This window comes from Bacillus cereus group sp. BceL062 (assembly GCF_051780025.1).
Classification (GTDB): Bacteria; Bacillota; Bacilli; order Bacillales; family Bacillaceae_G; genus Bacillus_A; species Bacillus_A toyonensis.
In genome coordinates this window covers 21730-39074 of record NZ_JBPWGY010000018.1, presented here as the reverse complement: position 1 = coordinate 39074, position 17345 = coordinate 21730, and the positions used below count along the sequence as shown (strand labels likewise).

Below are 17345 nucleotides of genomic sequence, written 5' to 3'. Positions count from 1 at the left end.
TAGTGCACTTTCGGTACATCTTCTATATAATCTACAGGAGGTGTAATAACATGAGCAAAGTAATCGAAACTAAACAACAAGTTGTAACTGAAATCGCGGACAAACTTCGCGCTAGTAAATCTACAATCGTTGTTGACTACCGTGGTTTAACAGTTTCTGAAGCAACAGAATTACGTAAGCAATTACGTGAAGCTGGCGTTGAGTTCAAAGTTTACAAAAACTCTTTAACTCGTCGTGCTGCAGAGTCTGCTGAAATGGCTGAGTTAAACGAATTCTTAACAGGACCAAACGCAATCGCGTTCAGTAACGAGGATGTAGTTGCTCCTGCGAAAGTATTAAACGACTTCGCTACAAAACATGAAGCTTTAGAAATTAAAGCGGGCGTAATCGAAGGTAAACTTGTAACACTTGATGAGGTTAAAGCTATCGCTACTCTTCCATCACGTGAAGGCTTACTTTCTATGCTTCTTAGCGTTCTTCAAGCTCCAATCCGTAACCTTGCACTTGCTACTAAAGCAGTTGCAGAACAAAAGGAAGAGCAAGGCGCTTAATTTTTTAAAAGATAATTACTTGTTATCTATAAAACAATACAAACCTATTTAAGGGAGGATATTTACAATGACTAAAGAACAAATCATTGAAGCAGTTAAATCTATGACTGTATTAGAACTTAACGACTTAGTAAAAGCTATCGAGGAAGAATTCGGCGTAACTGCTGCTGCTCCTGTAGCTGTAGCTGGTGGCGCTGGTGAAGCTGCTGCTGAGAAAACTGAATTTGACGTAGTACTTGCAAGTGCTGGCGCTCAAAAAATCAAAGTTATCAAAGCTGTACGTGAAATCACTGGTCTTGGCTTAAAAGAAGCTAAAGAATTAGTTGACAACACTCCAAAAGCAATCAAAGAAGGCGTTTCTAAAGAGGAAGCTGAAGAAATGAAAGCTAAACTTGAAGAAGTTGGCGCTGCTGTAGAAGTTAAGTAATTAACTTTTGATGCTTTAAAAAGCTCGCTCTCATGCGAGCTTTTTTTTTAACTGTAAAGAAAAGAGGTGGCCATATGGCAGACCATTATTTTTCTAACGACCCTTCTAGTAAGAGTGATCGTAAACGATGGGAATTTACGCTTCGTGAATCTCGATTTACTTTTTTATCTGACCATGGGGTGTTCTCGAAAAACGAAGTGGACTTTGGTTCTCGTCTTTTAATTGAAGCGTTTCAAATGCCAGATGTTAAAGGTAATGTGTTAGACGTAGGGTGTGGGTACGGTCCAATCGGTTTGTCGTTAGCGAAAGAGTTTCGAGATCGTGAAATTCACATGGTGGATGTGAATGAAAGGGCCTTGGGGCTTGCAAAAGAAAATGCCGCTAATAACAAAATTGAAAATGTACGTATTTTGCAAAGTAGTGTCTATGAAAATGTAGATGGCAAGTATGCTGTTATTCTATCTAATCCTCCAATTCGTGCTGGTAAAGATATCGTGCATGAGATTTTAGAAAAAGCTGTAGAGTATTTAGTTTCAGGTGGAGAATTGTGGATTGTTATTCAAAAGAAACAAGGTGCACCATCTGCGCTAAAAAAACTAGAAGAAGTATTTTCTGAAGTTGAAGTTGTAGAAAAGAAAAAAGGATATTATATCATAAAATCAAAAAAGCGTTGACGGTTATTTTTGGCTATGTTAACATTATACAATGCCAATATATGATTTTCTGCGTTGAGAAAAGATGTATATTTTTGTTTCTCTTGGAAAAGATAGTAAAATCAGCAGATTATGAAACAGAATGATGGTTTTCTTAAAGAAGCCATTTTTCTTTTTGAGCAGGTAGAAAGACTCAACGTATCTATCTTTAAGAGAAAAAAACTACGCTAATAGCAGTAGTTGTATTTATTTGTGATTTTGCACAAATTTTTTTGTGCATTTATAATACTCATGATTTGAGGGGTGAAGCAGTTGACAGGTCAACTAGTTCAATACGGACGCCACCGCCAACGAAGAAGTTATGCCCGTATTAGTGAAGTATTAGAGTTACCAAATCTTATCGAAATTCAAACCTCTTCTTATCAGTGGTTTCTTGATGAGGGTTTGCGAGAAATGTTCCAAGACATTTCTCCGATCGAAGACTTTACGGGAAATCTATCGCTTGAATTTATCGACTACAGCTTAGGTGAACCTAAATACTCTGTAGAAGAATGCAAAGAGCGTGATGTGACGTATGCAGCACCACTTCGTGTAAAAGTGCGTCTAATCAACAAGGAAACTGGTGAAGTAAAAGAACAAGATGTGTTCATGGGAGATTTCCCACTCATGACAGAGACTGGAACATTCGTAATTAACGGTGCAGAACGTGTTATCGTTTCCCAGTTAGTTCGCTCTCCAAGCGTATACTATAGTGGCAAAGTGGATAAAAACGGAAAACGTGGTTTTACTGCTACTGTAATTCCAAACCGCGGGGCTTGGTTAGAGTATGAGACAGATGCTAAGGATGTTGTATATGTACGTATTGACCGTACTCGTAAACTTCCTGTAACTGTTTTGTTACGCGCATTAGGGTTTGGCTCTGATCAAGAAATCACCGAGCTTTTAGGTGATAACGAATACTTAAGCAATACATTAGAAAAAGACAACACAGATAGCACAGAAAAAGCATTGCTTGAAATTTATGAGCGTCTACGCCCTGGTGAACCACCAACAGTAGAAAATGCAAAGAGCTTACTTGTGTCTCGTTTCTTTGATCCGAAGCGCTACGACTTAGCAAATGTAGGTCGCTATAAGATCAACAAAAAGCTACACATTAAAAATAGATTGTTTAACCAACGTTTAGCTGAAACACTGGTGGATCCAGAAACTGGTGAAATTTTAGCGGCAGAAGGAACAGTCTTAGATCGTCGTACACTTGATCGCATTCTACCTTACTTAGAGAAAAACATTGGATTCAAAACAGCGAAACCAATGGGTGGAGTGGTAGCAGGCGATGTTGAGCTGCAATCTATTAAGATTTATGCTCCTGAGTCAGAAGGCGAACGCGTAATTAACGTAATTGGTAATGCAAATATTACTCGTGATATAAAACATATTACACCAGGTGATATCCTTGCTTCTATCAGCTACTTCTTCAACCTACTATACAAAGTAGGGGACACAGACGATATCGACCACTTAGGAAACCGTCGTTTACGTTCAGTAGGAGAGCTTTTACAAAACCAATTCCGTATCGGTCTTTCTCGTATGGAACGTGTTGTTCGTGAGAGAATGTCGATTCAAGATACAAATGCAATTACACCACAGGCGTTAATTAACATCCGTCCTGTTATTGCATCTATTAAAGAGTTCTTCGGAAGTTCTCAGTTATCTCAGTTCATGGACCAAACAAACCCATTAGCAGAGTTAACTCACAAACGAAGACTATCTGCATTAGGACCCGGTGGTTTAACGCGTGAGCGCGCAGGCTTTGAAGTGCGTGACGTTCACTACTCTCACTACGGTCGTATGTGTCCGATTGAAACACCAGAGGGACCAAACATCGGTTTGATTAACTCATTATCTTCGTTCGCGAAAGTAAATGAGTTTGGTTTCATTGAAACACCATACCGTCGTGTTGACCCAGAAACTGGTCTTGTAACAGGGCAGGTTGATTATTTAACAGCAGATGAAGAAGATAATTATGTTGTAGCCCAAGCGAATATGAAATTATCTGAAGAAGGAGAATTCCTTGATGAAGATATCGTAGCTCGTTTCCGTGGTGAAAACATTGTCACAAATAAAGAACGCATCGACTATATGGATGTATCTCCAAAGCAAGTAGTGTCGGCAGCGACAGCTTGTATTCCGTTCTTAGAAAACGATGACTCTAACCGCGCACTTATGGGAGCGAACATGCAACGTCAGGCGGTTCCGTTAATGAATCCGGAATCACCGATTGTAGGTACAGGTATGGAGTACGTATCAGCAAAAGACTCAGGTGCTGCAGTAATCTGTAAACACCCTGGTGTTGTTGAACGCGTAGAAGCACGTGAAGTTTGGGTACGTCGCTATGTAGAAGTTGACGGTCAAACAGTAAAAGGCGACTTAGATCGCTACAAAATGCAAAAATTCATTCGTTCTAACCAAGGAACTTGCTACAACCAACGTCCAATCGTAAGTGTTGGAAATGAAGTTGTAAAAGGTGAAATCCTTGCGGATGGTCCTTCTATGGAATTAGGTGAACTAGCACTTGGACGTAACGTGCTTGTTGGCTTCATGACATGGGACGGTTATAACTATGAGGATGCGATCATTATGAGTGAGCGCCTTGTAAAAGATGATGTGTACACTTCTATTCATATTGAAGAATATGAGTCAGAAGCTCGTGATACGAAGCTTGGACCAGAAGAAATTACACGTGATATTCCAAACGTCGGAGAAGATGCACTTCGTAACCTTGATGAGCGTGGTATTATTCGCGTCGGTGCTGAAGTAAAAGATGGAGACCTACTTGTTGGTAAAGTAACACCTAAAGGTGTAACAGAACTAACAGCAGAAGAACGTCTATTACATGCAATCTTCGGTGAAAAAGCACGTGAAGTACGTGATACATCACTACGTGTACCACATGGTGGTGGCGGTATTATCTTAGACGTAAAAGTATTCAACCGTGAAGATGGCGATGAATTGCCACCAGGCGTGAATCAACTTGTACGTGCGTATATCGTTCAAAAACGTAAAATTTCTGAAGGTGACAAGATGGCAGGACGTCACGGTAACAAAGGTGTTATCTCTCGTATTTTACCAGAAGAAGATATGCCTTACTTACCAGATGGTACGCCAATCGATATCATGTTAAACCCATTAGGGGTACCATCTCGTATGAATATCGGTCAGGTATTAGAGCTTCATCTTGGTATGGCAGCAAGATACCTTGGCATTCACATTGCAACACCAGTATTCGATGGTGCTCGTGAGGAAGATGTATGGGGCACAATTGAAGAAGCTGGTATGGCAAATGACGCGAAAACAATCCTGTATGACGGACGTACTGGTGAACCATTCGATAACCGCGTATCTGTTGGTGTCATGTATATGATCAAACTTGCGCACATGGTTGACGATAAACTTCATGCTCGTTCTACTGGACCATACTCACTTGTAACGCAGCAACCTCTTGGAGGTAAAGCTCAGTTCGGTGGACAGCGTTTCGGTGAGATGGAGGTTTGGGCACTTGAAGCTTATGGTGCTGCTTATACTCTTCAAGAAATCTTAACAGTGAAGTCTGATGATGTTATCGGACGTGTTAAGACGTATGAAGCAATTGTTAAAGGTGAAAATGTTCCAGAACCAGGCGTTCCTGAATCATTCAAAGTATTGATTAAAGAACTGCAAAGTTTAGGTATGGACGTTAAAATGATGTCTAGCGACGATAAAGAAATCGAAATGCGTGATACAGAAGATGACGACGATCATCAATCAGCAGATAAATTGAATGTCGAAGTTGAGACAACTAAGGAATAATTGGGATAACCTGTAGACTAAAAGGGAGGTAGGCCCCTTGATAGATGTAAATAACTTTGAATATATGAAGATTGGACTTGCTTCACCTGACAAGATTCGTTCTTGGTCATACGGTGAAGTTAAGAAACCAGAAACAATTAACTATCGTACGTTAAAGCCTGAAAAAGATGGCTTGTTCTGTGAGCGTATTTTCGGACCACAAAAGGACTGGGAATGTCATTGCGGAAAATACAAACGTGTACGTTATAAAGGTGTAGTTTGTGATCGATGTGGCGTTGAAGTAACGCGTGCAAAAGTTCGTCGTGAACGTATGGGTCATATCGAATTAGCTGCTCCTGTATCTCATATTTGGTATTTCAAAGGTATCCCGAGCCGCATGGGACTTGTCTTAGACATGTCCCCTCGCGCGCTTGAAGAAGTAATTTATTTCGCTTCTTATGTTGTAACAGAAAGTGGAGATACACCACTTGATAAGAAGCAATTACTTTCTGAAAAAGAATACCGTGCATATCGTGATCGATATGGTAGCACATTCCAAGCTGCTATGGGTGCAGAAGCGATTAAAAAGCTACTACAAGATATCGATTTAGATAAAGAAGTAGACTTCTTAAAAGAAGAATTAAAAACAGCACAAGGACAACGCCGTACTCGTGCTATTAAACGTCTAGAAGTATTAGAAGCATTCCGTAACTCTGGAAATCACCCATCTTGGATGATCCTAGATGTTCTTCCAGTTATCCCACCAGAACTACGCCCAATGGTACAGTTGGATGGTGGACGTTTTGCTACTTCTGATTTAAACGACTTATACCGTCGTGTAATTAACCGTAACAACCGTTTAAAACGTCTATTGGACTTAGGTGCACCAAGCATCATCGTTCAAAACGAAAAACGTATGTTACAAGAAGCTGTAGACGCATTAATCGATAATGGTCGCCGTGGCCGTCCAGTTACTGGACCAGGTAACCGTCCATTAAAATCTCTATCTCACATGCTTAAAGGTAAACAAGGACGTTTCCGTCAAAACTTATTAGGTAAACGTGTTGACTACTCTGGTCGTTCAGTAATCGTTGTAGGACCGAACTTAAAGATGTACCAATGTGGATTACCGAAAGAAATGGCGCTTGAACTGTTCAAACCTTTCGTTATGAAAGAGTTAGTTGAAAAAGGTTTAGCACACAACATTAAGAGTGCTAAACGTAAAATCGAGCGTGTACAACCTGAAGTTTGGGACGTTTTAGAATCTGTGATTAAAGAACATCCAGTACTTCTAAACCGCGCACCAACACTTCACCGTCTTGGTATCCAGGCGTTTGAACCTACACTAGTAGAAGGTCGTGCAATCCGTCTTCACCCACTTGTATGTACTGCATACAACGCGGACTTTGACGGTGACCAAATGGCGGTTCACGTTCCGTTATCATCAGAAGCACAAGCAGAAGCTCGTATTCTTATGTTAGCGGCACAAAACATCTTGAATCCAAAAGACGGAAAACCAGTTGTTACTCCATCTCAGGATATGGTATTAGGTAACTACTACTTAACACTTGAGCGTGAAGGTGCAATCGGTGAAGGTATGGTCTTCAAAGATGCCAACGAAGCAATACTTGCATACCAAAATGGATATGTACATCTGCACACGCGTGTTGCAGTTGCTGCAAGTTCAGTAAATAATGTAACGTTTACTGAAGAGCAAAAAGGTAAGCTTCTATTAACAACAGTTGGTAAATTAATATTTAACGAAATCTTACCAGAGTCGTTCCCTTATATTAACGAACCAACAAACTCAAACCTTGAAAAAGAAACACCAGCGGAATATTTCGTTGAAAAAGGTGCGAACATTAAAGAAATTATTGCTAGTCGCGAAGAAGTGGCACCATTTAGCAAGAAGATTCTTGGTAACATCATTGCGGAAGTATTCAAGCGTTTCAAAATTACAGAGACGTCTCGCATGCTTGACCGTATGAAGAACTTAGGATTTAAATACTCTACAAAAGCTGGTATTACAGTTGGGGTATCTGACATTCTTGTATTAGGTGAAAAAGATGAAATTCTCCACGAAGCACAAGCAAAAGTAGATAATGTAATTAAACAATTCCGTCGCGGTTTAATCACGGAAGAAGAACGTTACGATCGTGTTATCTCTATTTGGAGTAATGCAAAAGACGTTATCCAAGGAAAACTGATGAAGTCCTTGAATAAACGCAATCCAATCTTCATGATGAGTGATTCCGGTGCCCGTGGTAACGCATCTAACTTCACTCAGCTTGCTGGTATGCGTGGTCTGATGGCCAATCCATCTGGTCGTATCATTGAACTTCCGATCAAATCAAGTTTCCGTGAAGGTTTAACAGTACTTGAGTACTTCATCTCTACGCATGGTGCTCGTAAAGGTCTTGCCGATACAGCACTTAAGACTGCCGATTCTGGTTACTTAACACGTCGTCTTGTAGACGTTGCACAAGATGTAATTGTTCGTGAAGATGATTGTGGAACAGATCGCGGTTTACTAATCGGTGCGATTAAAGAGGGTAATGAAGTAATTGAGTCATTATATGATCGTCTTGTTGGACGTTTTGCAAGAAAAACTGTAAAACATCCTGAAACAGGTGAAGTATTAGTTGCTGAAAATCAATTAATTACTGAAGATATCGCTCATATCGTTGAAAATTCGGGTGTTGAAACTGTAAACATTCGTTCAGCGTTTACGTGTAACACTCGCCATGGTGTATGTAAGAAGTGTTACGGTCGTAACTTAGCAACTGGTACAGACGTAGAAGTAGGAGAAGCGGTAGGTATTATCGCGGCTCAATCTATCGGTGAGCCAGGTACACAGTTAACGATGCGTACGTTCCATACAGGTGGGGTTGCCGGTGATGATATCACACAAGGTTTACCTCGTATCCAAGAGATCTTTGAAGCTCGTAATCCGAAAGGTCAGGCAGTTATCAGTGAAATCGACGGTGTTATCGCAGCGATCAACGATGTTAAAGATCGCCAAGAAGTAGTTGTACAGGGTGAGGTTGAAGCCCGTACGTATGCTATTCCTTACGGTGCTCGTCTGAAAGTAACGCCAGGACAGCCAATTAGCCACGGTAAAGAGTTAACAGAAGGTTCTATTGATCCGAAAGAATTACTAAAAGTAACGGACATTACGGCAGTTCAAGAATACTTATTACGTGAAGTTCAAAAAGTATACCGTATGCAAGGGGTAGAAATTGGTGACAAACACGTAGAGGTAATGGTACGTCAAATGCTACGTAAAGTTCGTGTAAGTGATGCAGGTGAAACAGATGTATTACCAGGAACATTACTAGATATCCATCAGTTTACTGATGCGAATGCGAAGGTGTTACTGCAAGGTAAACAACCAGCAACGGCTAGACCTGTTCTACTTGGTATTACAAAAGCTTCACTTGAAACTGATTCATTCTTATCTGCAGCATCATTCCAAGAAACAACTCGTGTCTTAACTGATGCAGCAATTAAAGGTAAACGTGATGAGCTTCTAGGACTGAAAGAGAACGTTATTATCGGTAAACTTGTTCCTGCTGGAACAGGTATGAATCGTTATCGCAAAGTGGATCTTGTAAAAACAACACAAGATGACATGAATGTAGAAAACGATGAGATTTATGTGGAACAGTAAAATTTTCCGTCGTAAATTTTGTATAAAAACATCTAATCCTAGTTGACATTGTATGAGTCAAAATGTTACTATAATCAAGGTTGCTCCTGAACGATGCTTTGGAGGATATTTATATGTCTTATCAAAAAGTGTCAAATGCTGAAAATGTAGTCGTTGGTCATAAACGAACATTGGAAGCAATCAAAAATGGTATAGTTAAAGAAGTTGTTATTGCAGAAGATGCTGATGTGCGGTTAACCCATATTATCATTCGCACTGCTTTGCAACATAACATACCCATAACCAAAGTTGAATCAGTTCGTAAGCTTGGAAAAGTTTCGAGGATTCAAGTGGGAGCTTCAGCAATAGGAATAATAAGTTAAAACTGTTTTTGTGAGGAGAGAGCATTTGCTCTTCCTTGCAAAAACTTTGTTTTCAACTAATAATGAACCACCTGGATATGTGGTCATACAAACATGCGAAGGGAGGATAATCAAATGCCTACTATTAACCAATTAGTGAGAAATGGTCGTACTGATAAAGTATGGAAATCTAAATCACCTGCGTTAAACAAAGGTTTTAACTCTTTAAAGAAAAAATCAACTGATATCTCTGCACCTCAAAAACGTGGTGTATGTACTCGTGTTGGTACAATGACTCCAAAGAAACCTAACTCAGCGTTACGTAAATACGCTCGTGTACGTTTAACAAACGGTATTGAAGTTACAGCTTACATCCCAGGTATCGGTCATAACCTACAAGAGCATAGCGTAGTATTAATTCGCGGTGGTCGAGTAAAGGATTTACCAGGGGTACGTTACCACATCGTTCGTGGAGCGCTTGATACAGCTGGTGTTGACAAACGTATGCAAGGACGTTCTAAATATGGTACTAAGCGACCAAAACCTGCTAAAAAATAATAAACTTATAATGAAAGGAGGAACTCAATATGCCTCGTAAAGGACCTGTTGCGAAACGTGACGTGTTACCTGATCCAATGTACAATTCTAAACTTGTAACACGCCTAATCAACAAAATGATGGTTGACGGTAAAAAAGGTAAATCTCAAACAATTCTTTATAACGCTTTCGATATCGTTCGTGAACGTTCAGATAAAGAACCAATGGAAGTATTCGAGCAAGCTCTTAAGAACATCATGCCTGTTCTTGAAGTACGCGCTCGTCGTGTTGGTGGTGCTAACTACCAAGTTCCAGTTGAGGTTCGTCCAGAACGCCGTACAACTTTAGGTCTTCGCTGGTTAGTAAACTATGCTCGTCTTCGTGGTGAAAAAACTATGGAAGAGCGTCTAGCTTACGAAATCTTAGATGCAGCTAACAACGCTGGTGCATCTGTTAAGAAACGTGAAGACACTCATAAAATGGCAGAAGCTAACAAAGCATTTGCTCATTACCGTTGGTAGGATTCAACGTAAAATAAATGTAAGCATAAACCGCTTTATTTGTCGCTTATGGAAGTGTGGAGAGGGAGAATGCCTCTCCCTTTCGTTGGGCGCTCGTTTTACATAATGAGGGTACTGGACACTGGCATATGTAACAATATAAAGTGGCTTTTTTGCTACTTAAAATAAAAAAATCCAATCCATATATGGAAGGAGCAAGACACCAAATGACAAGAGAGTTCTCTTTAGAAAACACTCGTAATATTGGTATCATGGCTCACATCGATGCTGGTAAAACTACAGCAACTGAGCGTATTCTGTATTACACAGGACGTATTCATAAAATCGGTGAAACTCATGAAGGTGCATCTCAGATGGACTGGATGGAGCAAGAGCAAGAGCGTGGTATCACAATTACTTCTGCTGCAACTACAGCTCAATGGAAAGGTCACCGTGTAAATATCATTGACACTCCAGGACACGTAGACTTCACAGTAGAAGTAGAACGTTCTTTACGCGTACTTGATGGTGCGGTAGCAGTACTTGATGCACAATCTGGTGTAGAACCACAAACAGAAACTGTTTGGCGTCAGGCTACTACTTACGGTGTACCTCGTATCGTATTCGTTAACAAAATGGATAAGATCGGTGCAGATTTCTTATACTCTGTAGGAACAATCCACGATCGTTTACAAGCAAACGCACATCCAATTCAGTTACCAATCGGTGCTGAAGATGAGTTCAATGGTATCATTGACCTTGTTGAAGAGTGTGCTTACATGTACGGTAACGATTTAGGAACAGACATCGAGCGTGTCGAAATTCCTGAAGAGCACAAAGAGCTAGCTGAAGAATACCGTGGAAAGCTTATTGAAGCGGTAGCTGAGCTTGATGAAGAAATGATGATGAAGTACCTAGAAGGTGAAGAAATCACTGTAGAAGAGCTTAAAGCTGGTATCCGTAAGGCTACAACTTCTGTAGAATTCTTCCCAGTAATCTGTGGTTCTGCATTCAAAAACAAAGGTGTTCAAATTCTGTTAGACGCAGTTATCGACTACCTACCATCTCCATTAGATGTACCTGCTATTAAAGGTACTCTTCCGGATACAGAGGAAGAAGTAGAACGTAAGTCTAGCGATGAAGAACCATTTGCAGCTTTAGCATTCAAAATCATGACTGACCCTTATGTTGGTAAGTTAACGTTCTTCCGTGTGTACTCTGGTGTGTTAAACTCTGGATCATACGTGAAAAACTCAACTAAAGGTAAGCGTGAGCGTGTAGGTCGTATCCTACAAATGCACGCTAACAGCCGTGAAGAGATTTCAACAGTTTACGCTGGTGACATCGCTGCTGCTGTAGGTTTAAAAGATACTACTACTGGTGATACTCTTTGTGACGAGAAGAGCCTTGTTATCCTTGAGTCTATGGAATTCCCAGAGCCAGTTATCTCTGTAGCTATCGAACCAAAATCTAAAGCTGACCAAGATAAAATGGGTACAGCATTATCTAAGCTTTCTGAAGAAGATCCAACATTCCGTGCTCACACTGACCAAGAAACTGGCCAAACAATCATCGCTGGTATGGGTGAACTTCACCTTGATATCATCGTTGACCGTATGCGCCGTGAATTCAAAGTTGAAGCAAACGTTGGTGCTCCTCAGGTAGCATACCGTGAAACTTTCCGCGCTGCTGCGAAAGTTGAAGGTAAGTTCGCTCGTCAATCTGGTGGACGTGGACAATTCGGTCACGTTTGGATTGAGTTTGCACCTAACGAAGAAGGTAAAGGATTTGAATTCGAAAACAAAATCGTCGGCGGTGTAGTTCCACGTGAATACATCCCAGCTGTTGGAGCGGGTCTTGAAGACTCACTTAAAAATGGTGTACTAGCTGGTTACCCACTAGTTGACATTAAAGCAGCATTAGTTGACGGTTCTTACCATGATGTCGATTCATCTGAGATGGCGTTCAAAATCGCTGCATCTATGGCACTTAAAGCTGCGGTTTCTAAATGTAACCCAGTAATTCTTGAGCCAATGATGAAAGTTGAAGTTGTAATTCCTGAAGAATACATGGGAGACATCATGGGTGACGTAACATCTCGTCGTGGACGTGTAGAAGGTATGGAAGCTCGCGGTAACGCACAAGTTGTTCGCGCTATGGTTCCACTTTCTGAAATGTTCGGTTATGCGACAGCATTACGTTCAAACACTCAAGGACGCGGAACATTCTCAATGACATTTGATCATTATGAAGAAGTACCGAAGTCTGTTTCAGAAGAAATTATTAAAAAAAATAAAGGTGAATAATTGATTTTTATCGATTGTTCAAGTATAACTACTTATGTAAGCTTAGAAAGTGAGACTTTGGTTTCGCTTTCTAGTCTAAATATAAAATAACCTATATAAACTAAGGAGGAATTTAGAATGGCTAAAGCTAAATTCGAACGTTCTAAACCCCATGTTAACATCGGTACAATCGGCCACGTTGACCATGGTAAAACTACATTAACTGCTGCGATCACTACAGTTCTTGCAAAAGCTGGTGGTGCTGAAGCACGCGGATACGATCAAATCGACGCTGCTCCAGAAGAAAGAGAGCGCGGAATCACAATCTCAACTGCACACGTTGAGTACGAAACTGAAACTCGTCACTATGCACACGTTGACTGCCCAGGTCACGCTGACTATGTTAAAAACATGATCACTGGTGCTGCTCAAATGGACGGCGGTATCTTAGTAGTATCTGCTGCTGATGGCCCAATGCCTCAAACACGTGAGCACATCCTTCTTTCTCGTCAAGTAGGTGTACCTTACATCGTTGTATTCTTAAACAAATGCGACATGGTAGACGACGAAGAATTATTAGAATTAGTAGAAATGGAAGTTCGTGACCTATTATCTGAATACGGATTCCCAGGCGACGACATTCCTGTAATCAAAGGTTCTGCTCTTAAAGCTCTTCAAGGAGAAGCTGATTGGGAAGCAAAAATCATTGAATTAATGACTGAAGTTGATGCTTACATCCCAACTCCAGAACGTGAAACTGACAAACCATTCTTAATGCCTATCGAGGATGTATTCTCTATCACAGGTCGTGGTACAGTTGCAACTGGTCGTGTAGAGCGCGGAATCGTTAAAGTTGGTGACGTAGTAGAAATCATCGGTCTTGCTGAAGAGAATGCTTCTACAACTGTAACTGGTGTAGAAATGTTCCGTAAACTTCTTGACCAAGCTCAAGCTGGAGACAACATCGGTGCTCTTCTTCGTGGGGTTGCTCGTGAAGACATCCAACGTGGACAAGTTCTTGCTAAAACTGGCTCTGTAAAAGCACACGCTAAATTCAAAGCTGAAGTTTTCGTATTATCTAAAGAAGAAGGTGGACGTCACACTCCATTCTTCGCTAACTACCGTCCTCAGTTCTACTTCCGTACAACTGACGTAACTGGTATCATCCAATTACCAGAAGGTACTGAAATGGTAATGCCTGGTGACAACATCGAAATGACTATCGAACTTATCGCTCCAATCGCTATCGAAGAGGGAACTAAATTCTCTATTCGTGAAGGTGGACGCACAGTAGGTTACGGCGTAGTTGCAACTATCGTTGAGTAATCTTAACTGATATAAAAACCCAAGGGATTCTCCCTTGGGTTTTTTGTTTGTGTTTATATAATGAGTAAGATTTTATTTTTATGTTTTGACGAGTTTCTTCTATAGTAATATAAAACCAACAAAACAAAACCCAAAAACTGTAAAATGAATTCTGTTAGATGAAAACTTGAAATTCTTTAAAGTGCCATGTATAATAGCAAAAGTAGAGAAAAGCAGATGCAAACAAAAAGATGCTTGCATCTAGACGAATAACATTGTATAATAGACAATGTTGGTCTTTGACTGCGATGAAGTGGAAGGTTGCTGACACACCCGGCCGCTTTGCCATGGCATGGTGTGGGGAAATTTCCATGGAGAAGGTCTATTTTAGAAATAGGCGAACGAAGGAGGGAAAATAATGGCAAAAGAAAAAATTCGTATCCGTTTAAAAGCTTATGATCACCGTATTCTTGATCAATCAGCTGAGAAAATTGTAGAAACAGCTAAGCGTTCTGGGGCAACAGTTTCTGGTCCGATCCCATTACCAACTGAGAAGACTATTTACACAATTCTTCGTGCTGTTCATAAGTACAAAGATTCTCGTGAGCAATTCGAAATGCGCACACACAAACGTTTAATCGATATCGTGAGTCCTACTCCACAAACAGTAGATTCATTAATGCGTTTAGACTTACCGTCTGGTGTAGATATCGAAATCAAACTATAAATTATATAACTTAAAAATGTAGGAGGTGTAACTCATGACCAAAGGAATCTTAGGAAGAAAGATCGGTATGACTCAAGTATTTGCTGAGAACGGTGAGTTAATCCCAGTAACAGTTATCGCTGCTAATCCAAACGTTGTTCTTCAAAAGAAAACAACTGAAACTGATGGCTACAATGCAATCCAGTTAGGATTTGAAGATAAACGTGAAAAGTTAACTAACAAACCTGAACAAGGCCACACTGCTAAAGCATCTACAACTCCTAAGCGCTTCATTCGCGAAATCCGCGATGCAGACGTGGACGGATTAGAGGTTGGTCAAGAGGTAAAAGTTGAAGTTTTCGCTGCAGGTGAAATCGTTGACGTAACAGGAATTTCTAAAGGTAAAGGTTTCCAAGGTGTTATCAAACGCCACGGACAATCTCGCGGACCTATGTCTCATGGTTCTCGCTATCACCGTCGTCCAGGTTCAATGGGCCCAGTTGCTCCGAACCGTGTATTCAAAGGCAAAAAACTTGCTGGACGTATGGGTGGAGACCAAGTTACTATCCAAAACTTAGAAATCGTTCAAGTTGACACTGAGCGCAACTTATTACTAGTAAAAGGTAACGTTCCAGGTGCTAAGAAATCTCTTGTAGTTGTTCAAGGCGCTGTGAAGGTTAGCAAATAATTCACAATAGGAAGGAGGAATTCCAATGCCAAAAGTTACTGTATATAACCAAACTGGTTCACAGGTTGGTGAAATCGAATTAGCTGAAGCTATTTTCGGTATCGAACCAAATGAAGCTGTACTTTTCGAAGCTGTAATGATGCAACGTGCATCTTTACGTCAAGGTACACACAAAGTAAAAACTCGTTCTGAAGTTCGCGGTGGTGGTCGTAAACCATGGCGTCAAAAAGGAACTGGACGTGCTCGTCAAGGGTCTATCCGCTCTCCTCAATGGCGTGGTGGTGGTACGGTATTCGGACCTACACCAAGAAGCTATGCGTACAAACTTCCTAAGAAAGTTCGTCGTTTAGCAATCAAATCTGCATTAGCTACTAAAGTAGTTGAGAACAACATTGTAGTTCTTGAAGACCTAGTGTTAAATGCACCAAAAACAAAAGATATGCTAGCAGTACTTAAAGGATTAACTGTTGAGAAGAAAGCTCTTATCGTAACTGCTGATGCAAACGAATCTGTAGAGTTATCTGCTCGCAATATCCCTGGAGTAACAGTAATCACTGCTGATGGCGTAAACGTTTTAGACGTGCTTCATCATGATAAGCTAATCATGACAAAAGCGGCAGTGGAAAAAGTAGAGGAGGTGCTTGCATAATGAGAGATCCTCGTGATATCATTAAGCGCCCAGTTATCACTGAACGTTCTATGGAAATGATGGCTGAAAAAAAATACACGTTCGATGTGGACGTTAAATCTAATAAAACAGAAGTTAAAGATGCTCTTGAAGCGATCTTTGGTGTTAAAGTAGAAAAAGTGAACATCATGAACTACAAGCCGAAAGCAAAACGCGTTGGTCGTCACGCTGGTTTTACTAGCCGTCGTCGTAAAGCAATCGTTAAGCTAACTGCTGACAGCAAAGAAATCGAAATCTTCCAAGGCGTTTAATTCTTACTAAAGAAGGAGGGAAATTGAGATGGGAATTAAAAAGTATAATCCAACTACTAACGGTCGTCGTAATATGACTACGAATGATTTCGCTGAAATCACGACTGACAGACCCGAAAAGTCATTACTTGCTCCTTTAAGCAAGAAGGCGGGTCGTAATAACCAAGGTAAAATTACTGTACGTCATCAAGGTGGCGGACATAAGCGTCAATACCGTATCATCGACTTTAAGCGTAACAAAGATGGAATTCCAGGACGCGTTGCTACGATCGAATACGATCCAAACCGCTCTGCGAATATCGCATTAATTAACTACGTTGACGGTGAAAAACGTTACATTCTTGCTCCTAAATCTTTAGAAGTAGGTATGGAAGTTATGTCTGGCCCAGAAGCTGACATTAAAATCGGTAACGCATTACCATTAATCAACATTCCAGTAGGTACTGTTGTTCATAACATCGAGCTTAAGCCTGGTCGTGGCGGACAATTAGTTCGTTCTGCTGGTACATCTGCTCAAGTACTTGGTAAAGAAGGTAAATACGTACTTGTACGTTTAACTTCTGGTGAAGTACGTCTTGTATTATCTGCTTGTCGCGCTTCAATCGGTCAAGTTGGTAACGAACAACACGAACTTATCAAAATCGGTAAAGCAGGTCGCTCTCGCTGGTTAGGTAAGCGCCCAACAGTTCGTGGTTCTGTAATGAACCCGGTTGATCACCCACACGGTGGTGGTGAAGGACGCTCTCCAATCGGACGTAAGTCTCCAATGTCTCCATGGGGTAAACCAACTCTTGGATTCAAGACTCGTAAGAAAAACAAAGCGTCTGATAAATTTATCGTTCGTCGTCGTAAAAAATAATGGGATTGTAGTACGGTTCGTTTCAAGAACCGTACGCCAATCACGAAGGGAGGCACCAA

Annotated in this window: 15 protein-coding genes and 1 other annotated feature (1 of these 16 running past the window's edge); all 15 genes read left to right on the top strand. The window is 40.7% G+C overall.

Annotated elements, in window-relative coordinates; translation table 11 throughout:
* Positions 1-11, top strand: a sequence feature (ribosomal protein L10 leader region); it begins 134 nt to the left of the window's first position.
* Positions 12-50: 39 nt separating this feature from the next.
* The 15 genes from rplJ (at position 51) to rplB (ending at position 17286) form a co-directional block, all read left to right on the top strand.
* Entirely contained in the window at positions 51-551 is a 501-nt protein-coding gene (gene rplJ, locus ACS2MN_RS28620; RefSeq protein ID WP_000048718.1) for a 50S ribosomal protein L10, read from the top strand.
* Between the two features lie 67 nt (positions 552-618).
* Positions 619-978 (top strand): 50S ribosomal protein L7/L12, encoded by a 360-nt coding sequence (rplL, locus tag ACS2MN_RS28615; protein WP_000159737.1) that lies wholly within the window; start codon positions 619-621, stop codon positions 976-978.
* A 74-nt stretch (positions 979-1052) separates the two neighbouring features.
* Complete coding sequence (locus tag ACS2MN_RS28610) at positions 1053-1652, top strand: class I SAM-dependent methyltransferase (protein ID WP_000763277.1); 600 nt, start codon at positions 1053-1055, stop codon at positions 1650-1652.
* Positions 1653-1943: 291 nt separating this feature from the next.
* Positions 1944-5477: a DNA-directed RNA polymerase subunit beta gene (gene rpoB, locus ACS2MN_RS28605; protein ID WP_000147560.1), complete on the top strand. Its 3534-nt coding sequence runs from the start codon at positions 1944-1946 to the stop codon at positions 5475-5477.
* Between the two features lie 37 nt (positions 5478-5514).
* On the top strand, positions 5515-9126 hold the full coding sequence (gene rpoC, locus ACS2MN_RS28600; RefSeq protein WP_000567945.1) for a DNA-directed RNA polymerase subunit beta': 3612 nt from the start codon (positions 5515-5517) through the stop codon (positions 9124-9126).
* 113 nt (positions 9127-9239) lie between these two features.
* Positions 9240-9488 (top strand): ribosomal L7Ae/L30e/S12e/Gadd45 family protein, encoded by a 249-nt coding sequence (locus ACS2MN_RS28595; protein WP_098805602.1) that lies wholly within the window; start codon positions 9240-9242, stop codon positions 9486-9488.
* A gap of 114 nt (positions 9489-9602) precedes the next feature.
* Positions 9603-10025, top strand: coding sequence for a 30S ribosomal protein S12 (gene rpsL, locus ACS2MN_RS28590; RefSeq protein ID WP_001142341.1), 423 nt, complete (start codon positions 9603-9605; stop codon positions 10023-10025).
* 29 nt (positions 10026-10054) lie between these two features.
* Positions 10055-10525, top strand: coding sequence for a 30S ribosomal protein S7 (gene rpsG / locus ACS2MN_RS28585; protein WP_001137492.1), 471 nt, complete (start codon positions 10055-10057; stop codon positions 10523-10525).
* Positions 10526-10731: 206 nt separating this feature from the next.
* Positions 10732-12810 (top strand): elongation factor G, encoded by a 2079-nt coding sequence (gene fusA, locus ACS2MN_RS28580; protein ID WP_000196385.1) that lies wholly within the window; start codon positions 10732-10734, stop codon positions 12808-12810.
* A gap of 117 nt (positions 12811-12927) precedes the next feature.
* Positions 12928-14115 (top strand): elongation factor Tu, encoded by a 1188-nt coding sequence (gene tuf, locus ACS2MN_RS28575; RefSeq protein ID WP_001029617.1) that lies wholly within the window; start codon positions 12928-12930, stop codon positions 14113-14115.
* A gap of 397 nt (positions 14116-14512) precedes the next feature.
* Positions 14513-14821: a 30S ribosomal protein S10 gene (gene rpsJ / locus ACS2MN_RS28570; RefSeq protein ID WP_001040595.1), complete on the top strand. Its 309-nt coding sequence runs from the start codon at positions 14513-14515 to the stop codon at positions 14819-14821.
* A gap of 34 nt (positions 14822-14855) precedes the next feature.
* Complete coding sequence (gene rplC / locus ACS2MN_RS28565; protein ID WP_000160209.1) at positions 14856-15488, top strand: 50S ribosomal protein L3; 633 nt, start codon at positions 14856-14858, stop codon at positions 15486-15488.
* A gap of 25 nt (positions 15489-15513) precedes the next feature.
* The gene (rplD, locus tag ACS2MN_RS28560) at positions 15514-16137 is read left to right on the top strand and encodes a 50S ribosomal protein L4 (protein ID WP_001127258.1); all 624 of its coding nucleotides are present in this window, start codon (positions 15514-15516) and stop codon (positions 16135-16137) included.
* The gene (gene rplW, locus ACS2MN_RS28555; RefSeq protein WP_001205558.1) at positions 16137-16427 is read left to right on the top strand and encodes a 50S ribosomal protein L23; all 291 of its coding nucleotides are present in this window, start codon (positions 16137-16139) and stop codon (positions 16425-16427) included. Before rplD ends, rplW begins: the two co-directional genes overlap by 1 nt.
* Positions 16428-16455: 28 nt before the next feature.
* Entirely contained in the window at positions 16456-17286 is an 831-nt protein-coding gene (gene rplB, locus ACS2MN_RS28550) for a 50S ribosomal protein L2 (protein ID WP_000511583.1), read from the top strand.
* Positions 17287-17345: the final 59 nt, after the last annotated feature.

Excerpts from the sequence above, each read along its gene's own strand:
- rplJ (WP_000048718.1), top strand. The coding sequence starts at position 51 with ATGAGCAAAGTAATCGAAACTAAACAACAAGTTGTAACTGAAATCGCG.
- rplL (WP_000159737.1), top strand. The coding sequence starts at position 619 with ATGACTAAAGAACAAATCATTGAAGCAGTTAAATCTATGACTGTATTA.
- ACS2MN_RS28610 (WP_000763277.1), top strand. The coding sequence starts at position 1,053 with ATGGCAGACCATTATTTTTCTAACGACCCTTCTAGTAAGAGTGATCGT.
- ACS2MN_RS28595 (WP_098805602.1), top strand. The coding sequence starts at position 9,240 with ATGTCTTATCAAAAAGTGTCAAATGCTGAAAATGTAGTCGTTGGTCAT.
- rpsL (WP_001142341.1), top strand. The coding sequence starts at position 9,603 with ATGCCTACTATTAACCAATTAGTGAGAAATGGTCGTACTGATAAAGTA.
- rpsG (WP_001137492.1), top strand. The coding sequence starts at position 10,055 with ATGCCTCGTAAAGGACCTGTTGCGAAACGTGACGTGTTACCTGATCCA.
- fusA (WP_000196385.1), top strand. The coding sequence starts at position 10,732 with ATGACAAGAGAGTTCTCTTTAGAAAACACTCGTAATATTGGTATCATG.
- tuf (WP_001029617.1), top strand. The coding sequence starts at position 12,928 with ATGGCTAAAGCTAAATTCGAACGTTCTAAACCCCATGTTAACATCGGT.
- rpsJ (WP_001040595.1), top strand. The coding sequence starts at position 14,513 with ATGGCAAAAGAAAAAATTCGTATCCGTTTAAAAGCTTATGATCACCGT.
- rplC (WP_000160209.1), top strand. The coding sequence starts at position 14,856 with ATGACCAAAGGAATCTTAGGAAGAAAGATCGGTATGACTCAAGTATTT.
- rplD (WP_001127258.1), top strand. The coding sequence starts at position 15,514 with ATGCCAAAAGTTACTGTATATAACCAAACTGGTTCACAGGTTGGTGAA.
- rplW (WP_001205558.1), top strand. The coding sequence starts at position 16,137 with ATGAGAGATCCTCGTGATATCATTAAGCGCCCAGTTATCACTGAACGT.
- rplB (WP_000511583.1), top strand. The coding sequence starts at position 16,456 with ATGGGAATTAAAAAGTATAATCCAACTACTAACGGTCGTCGTAATATG.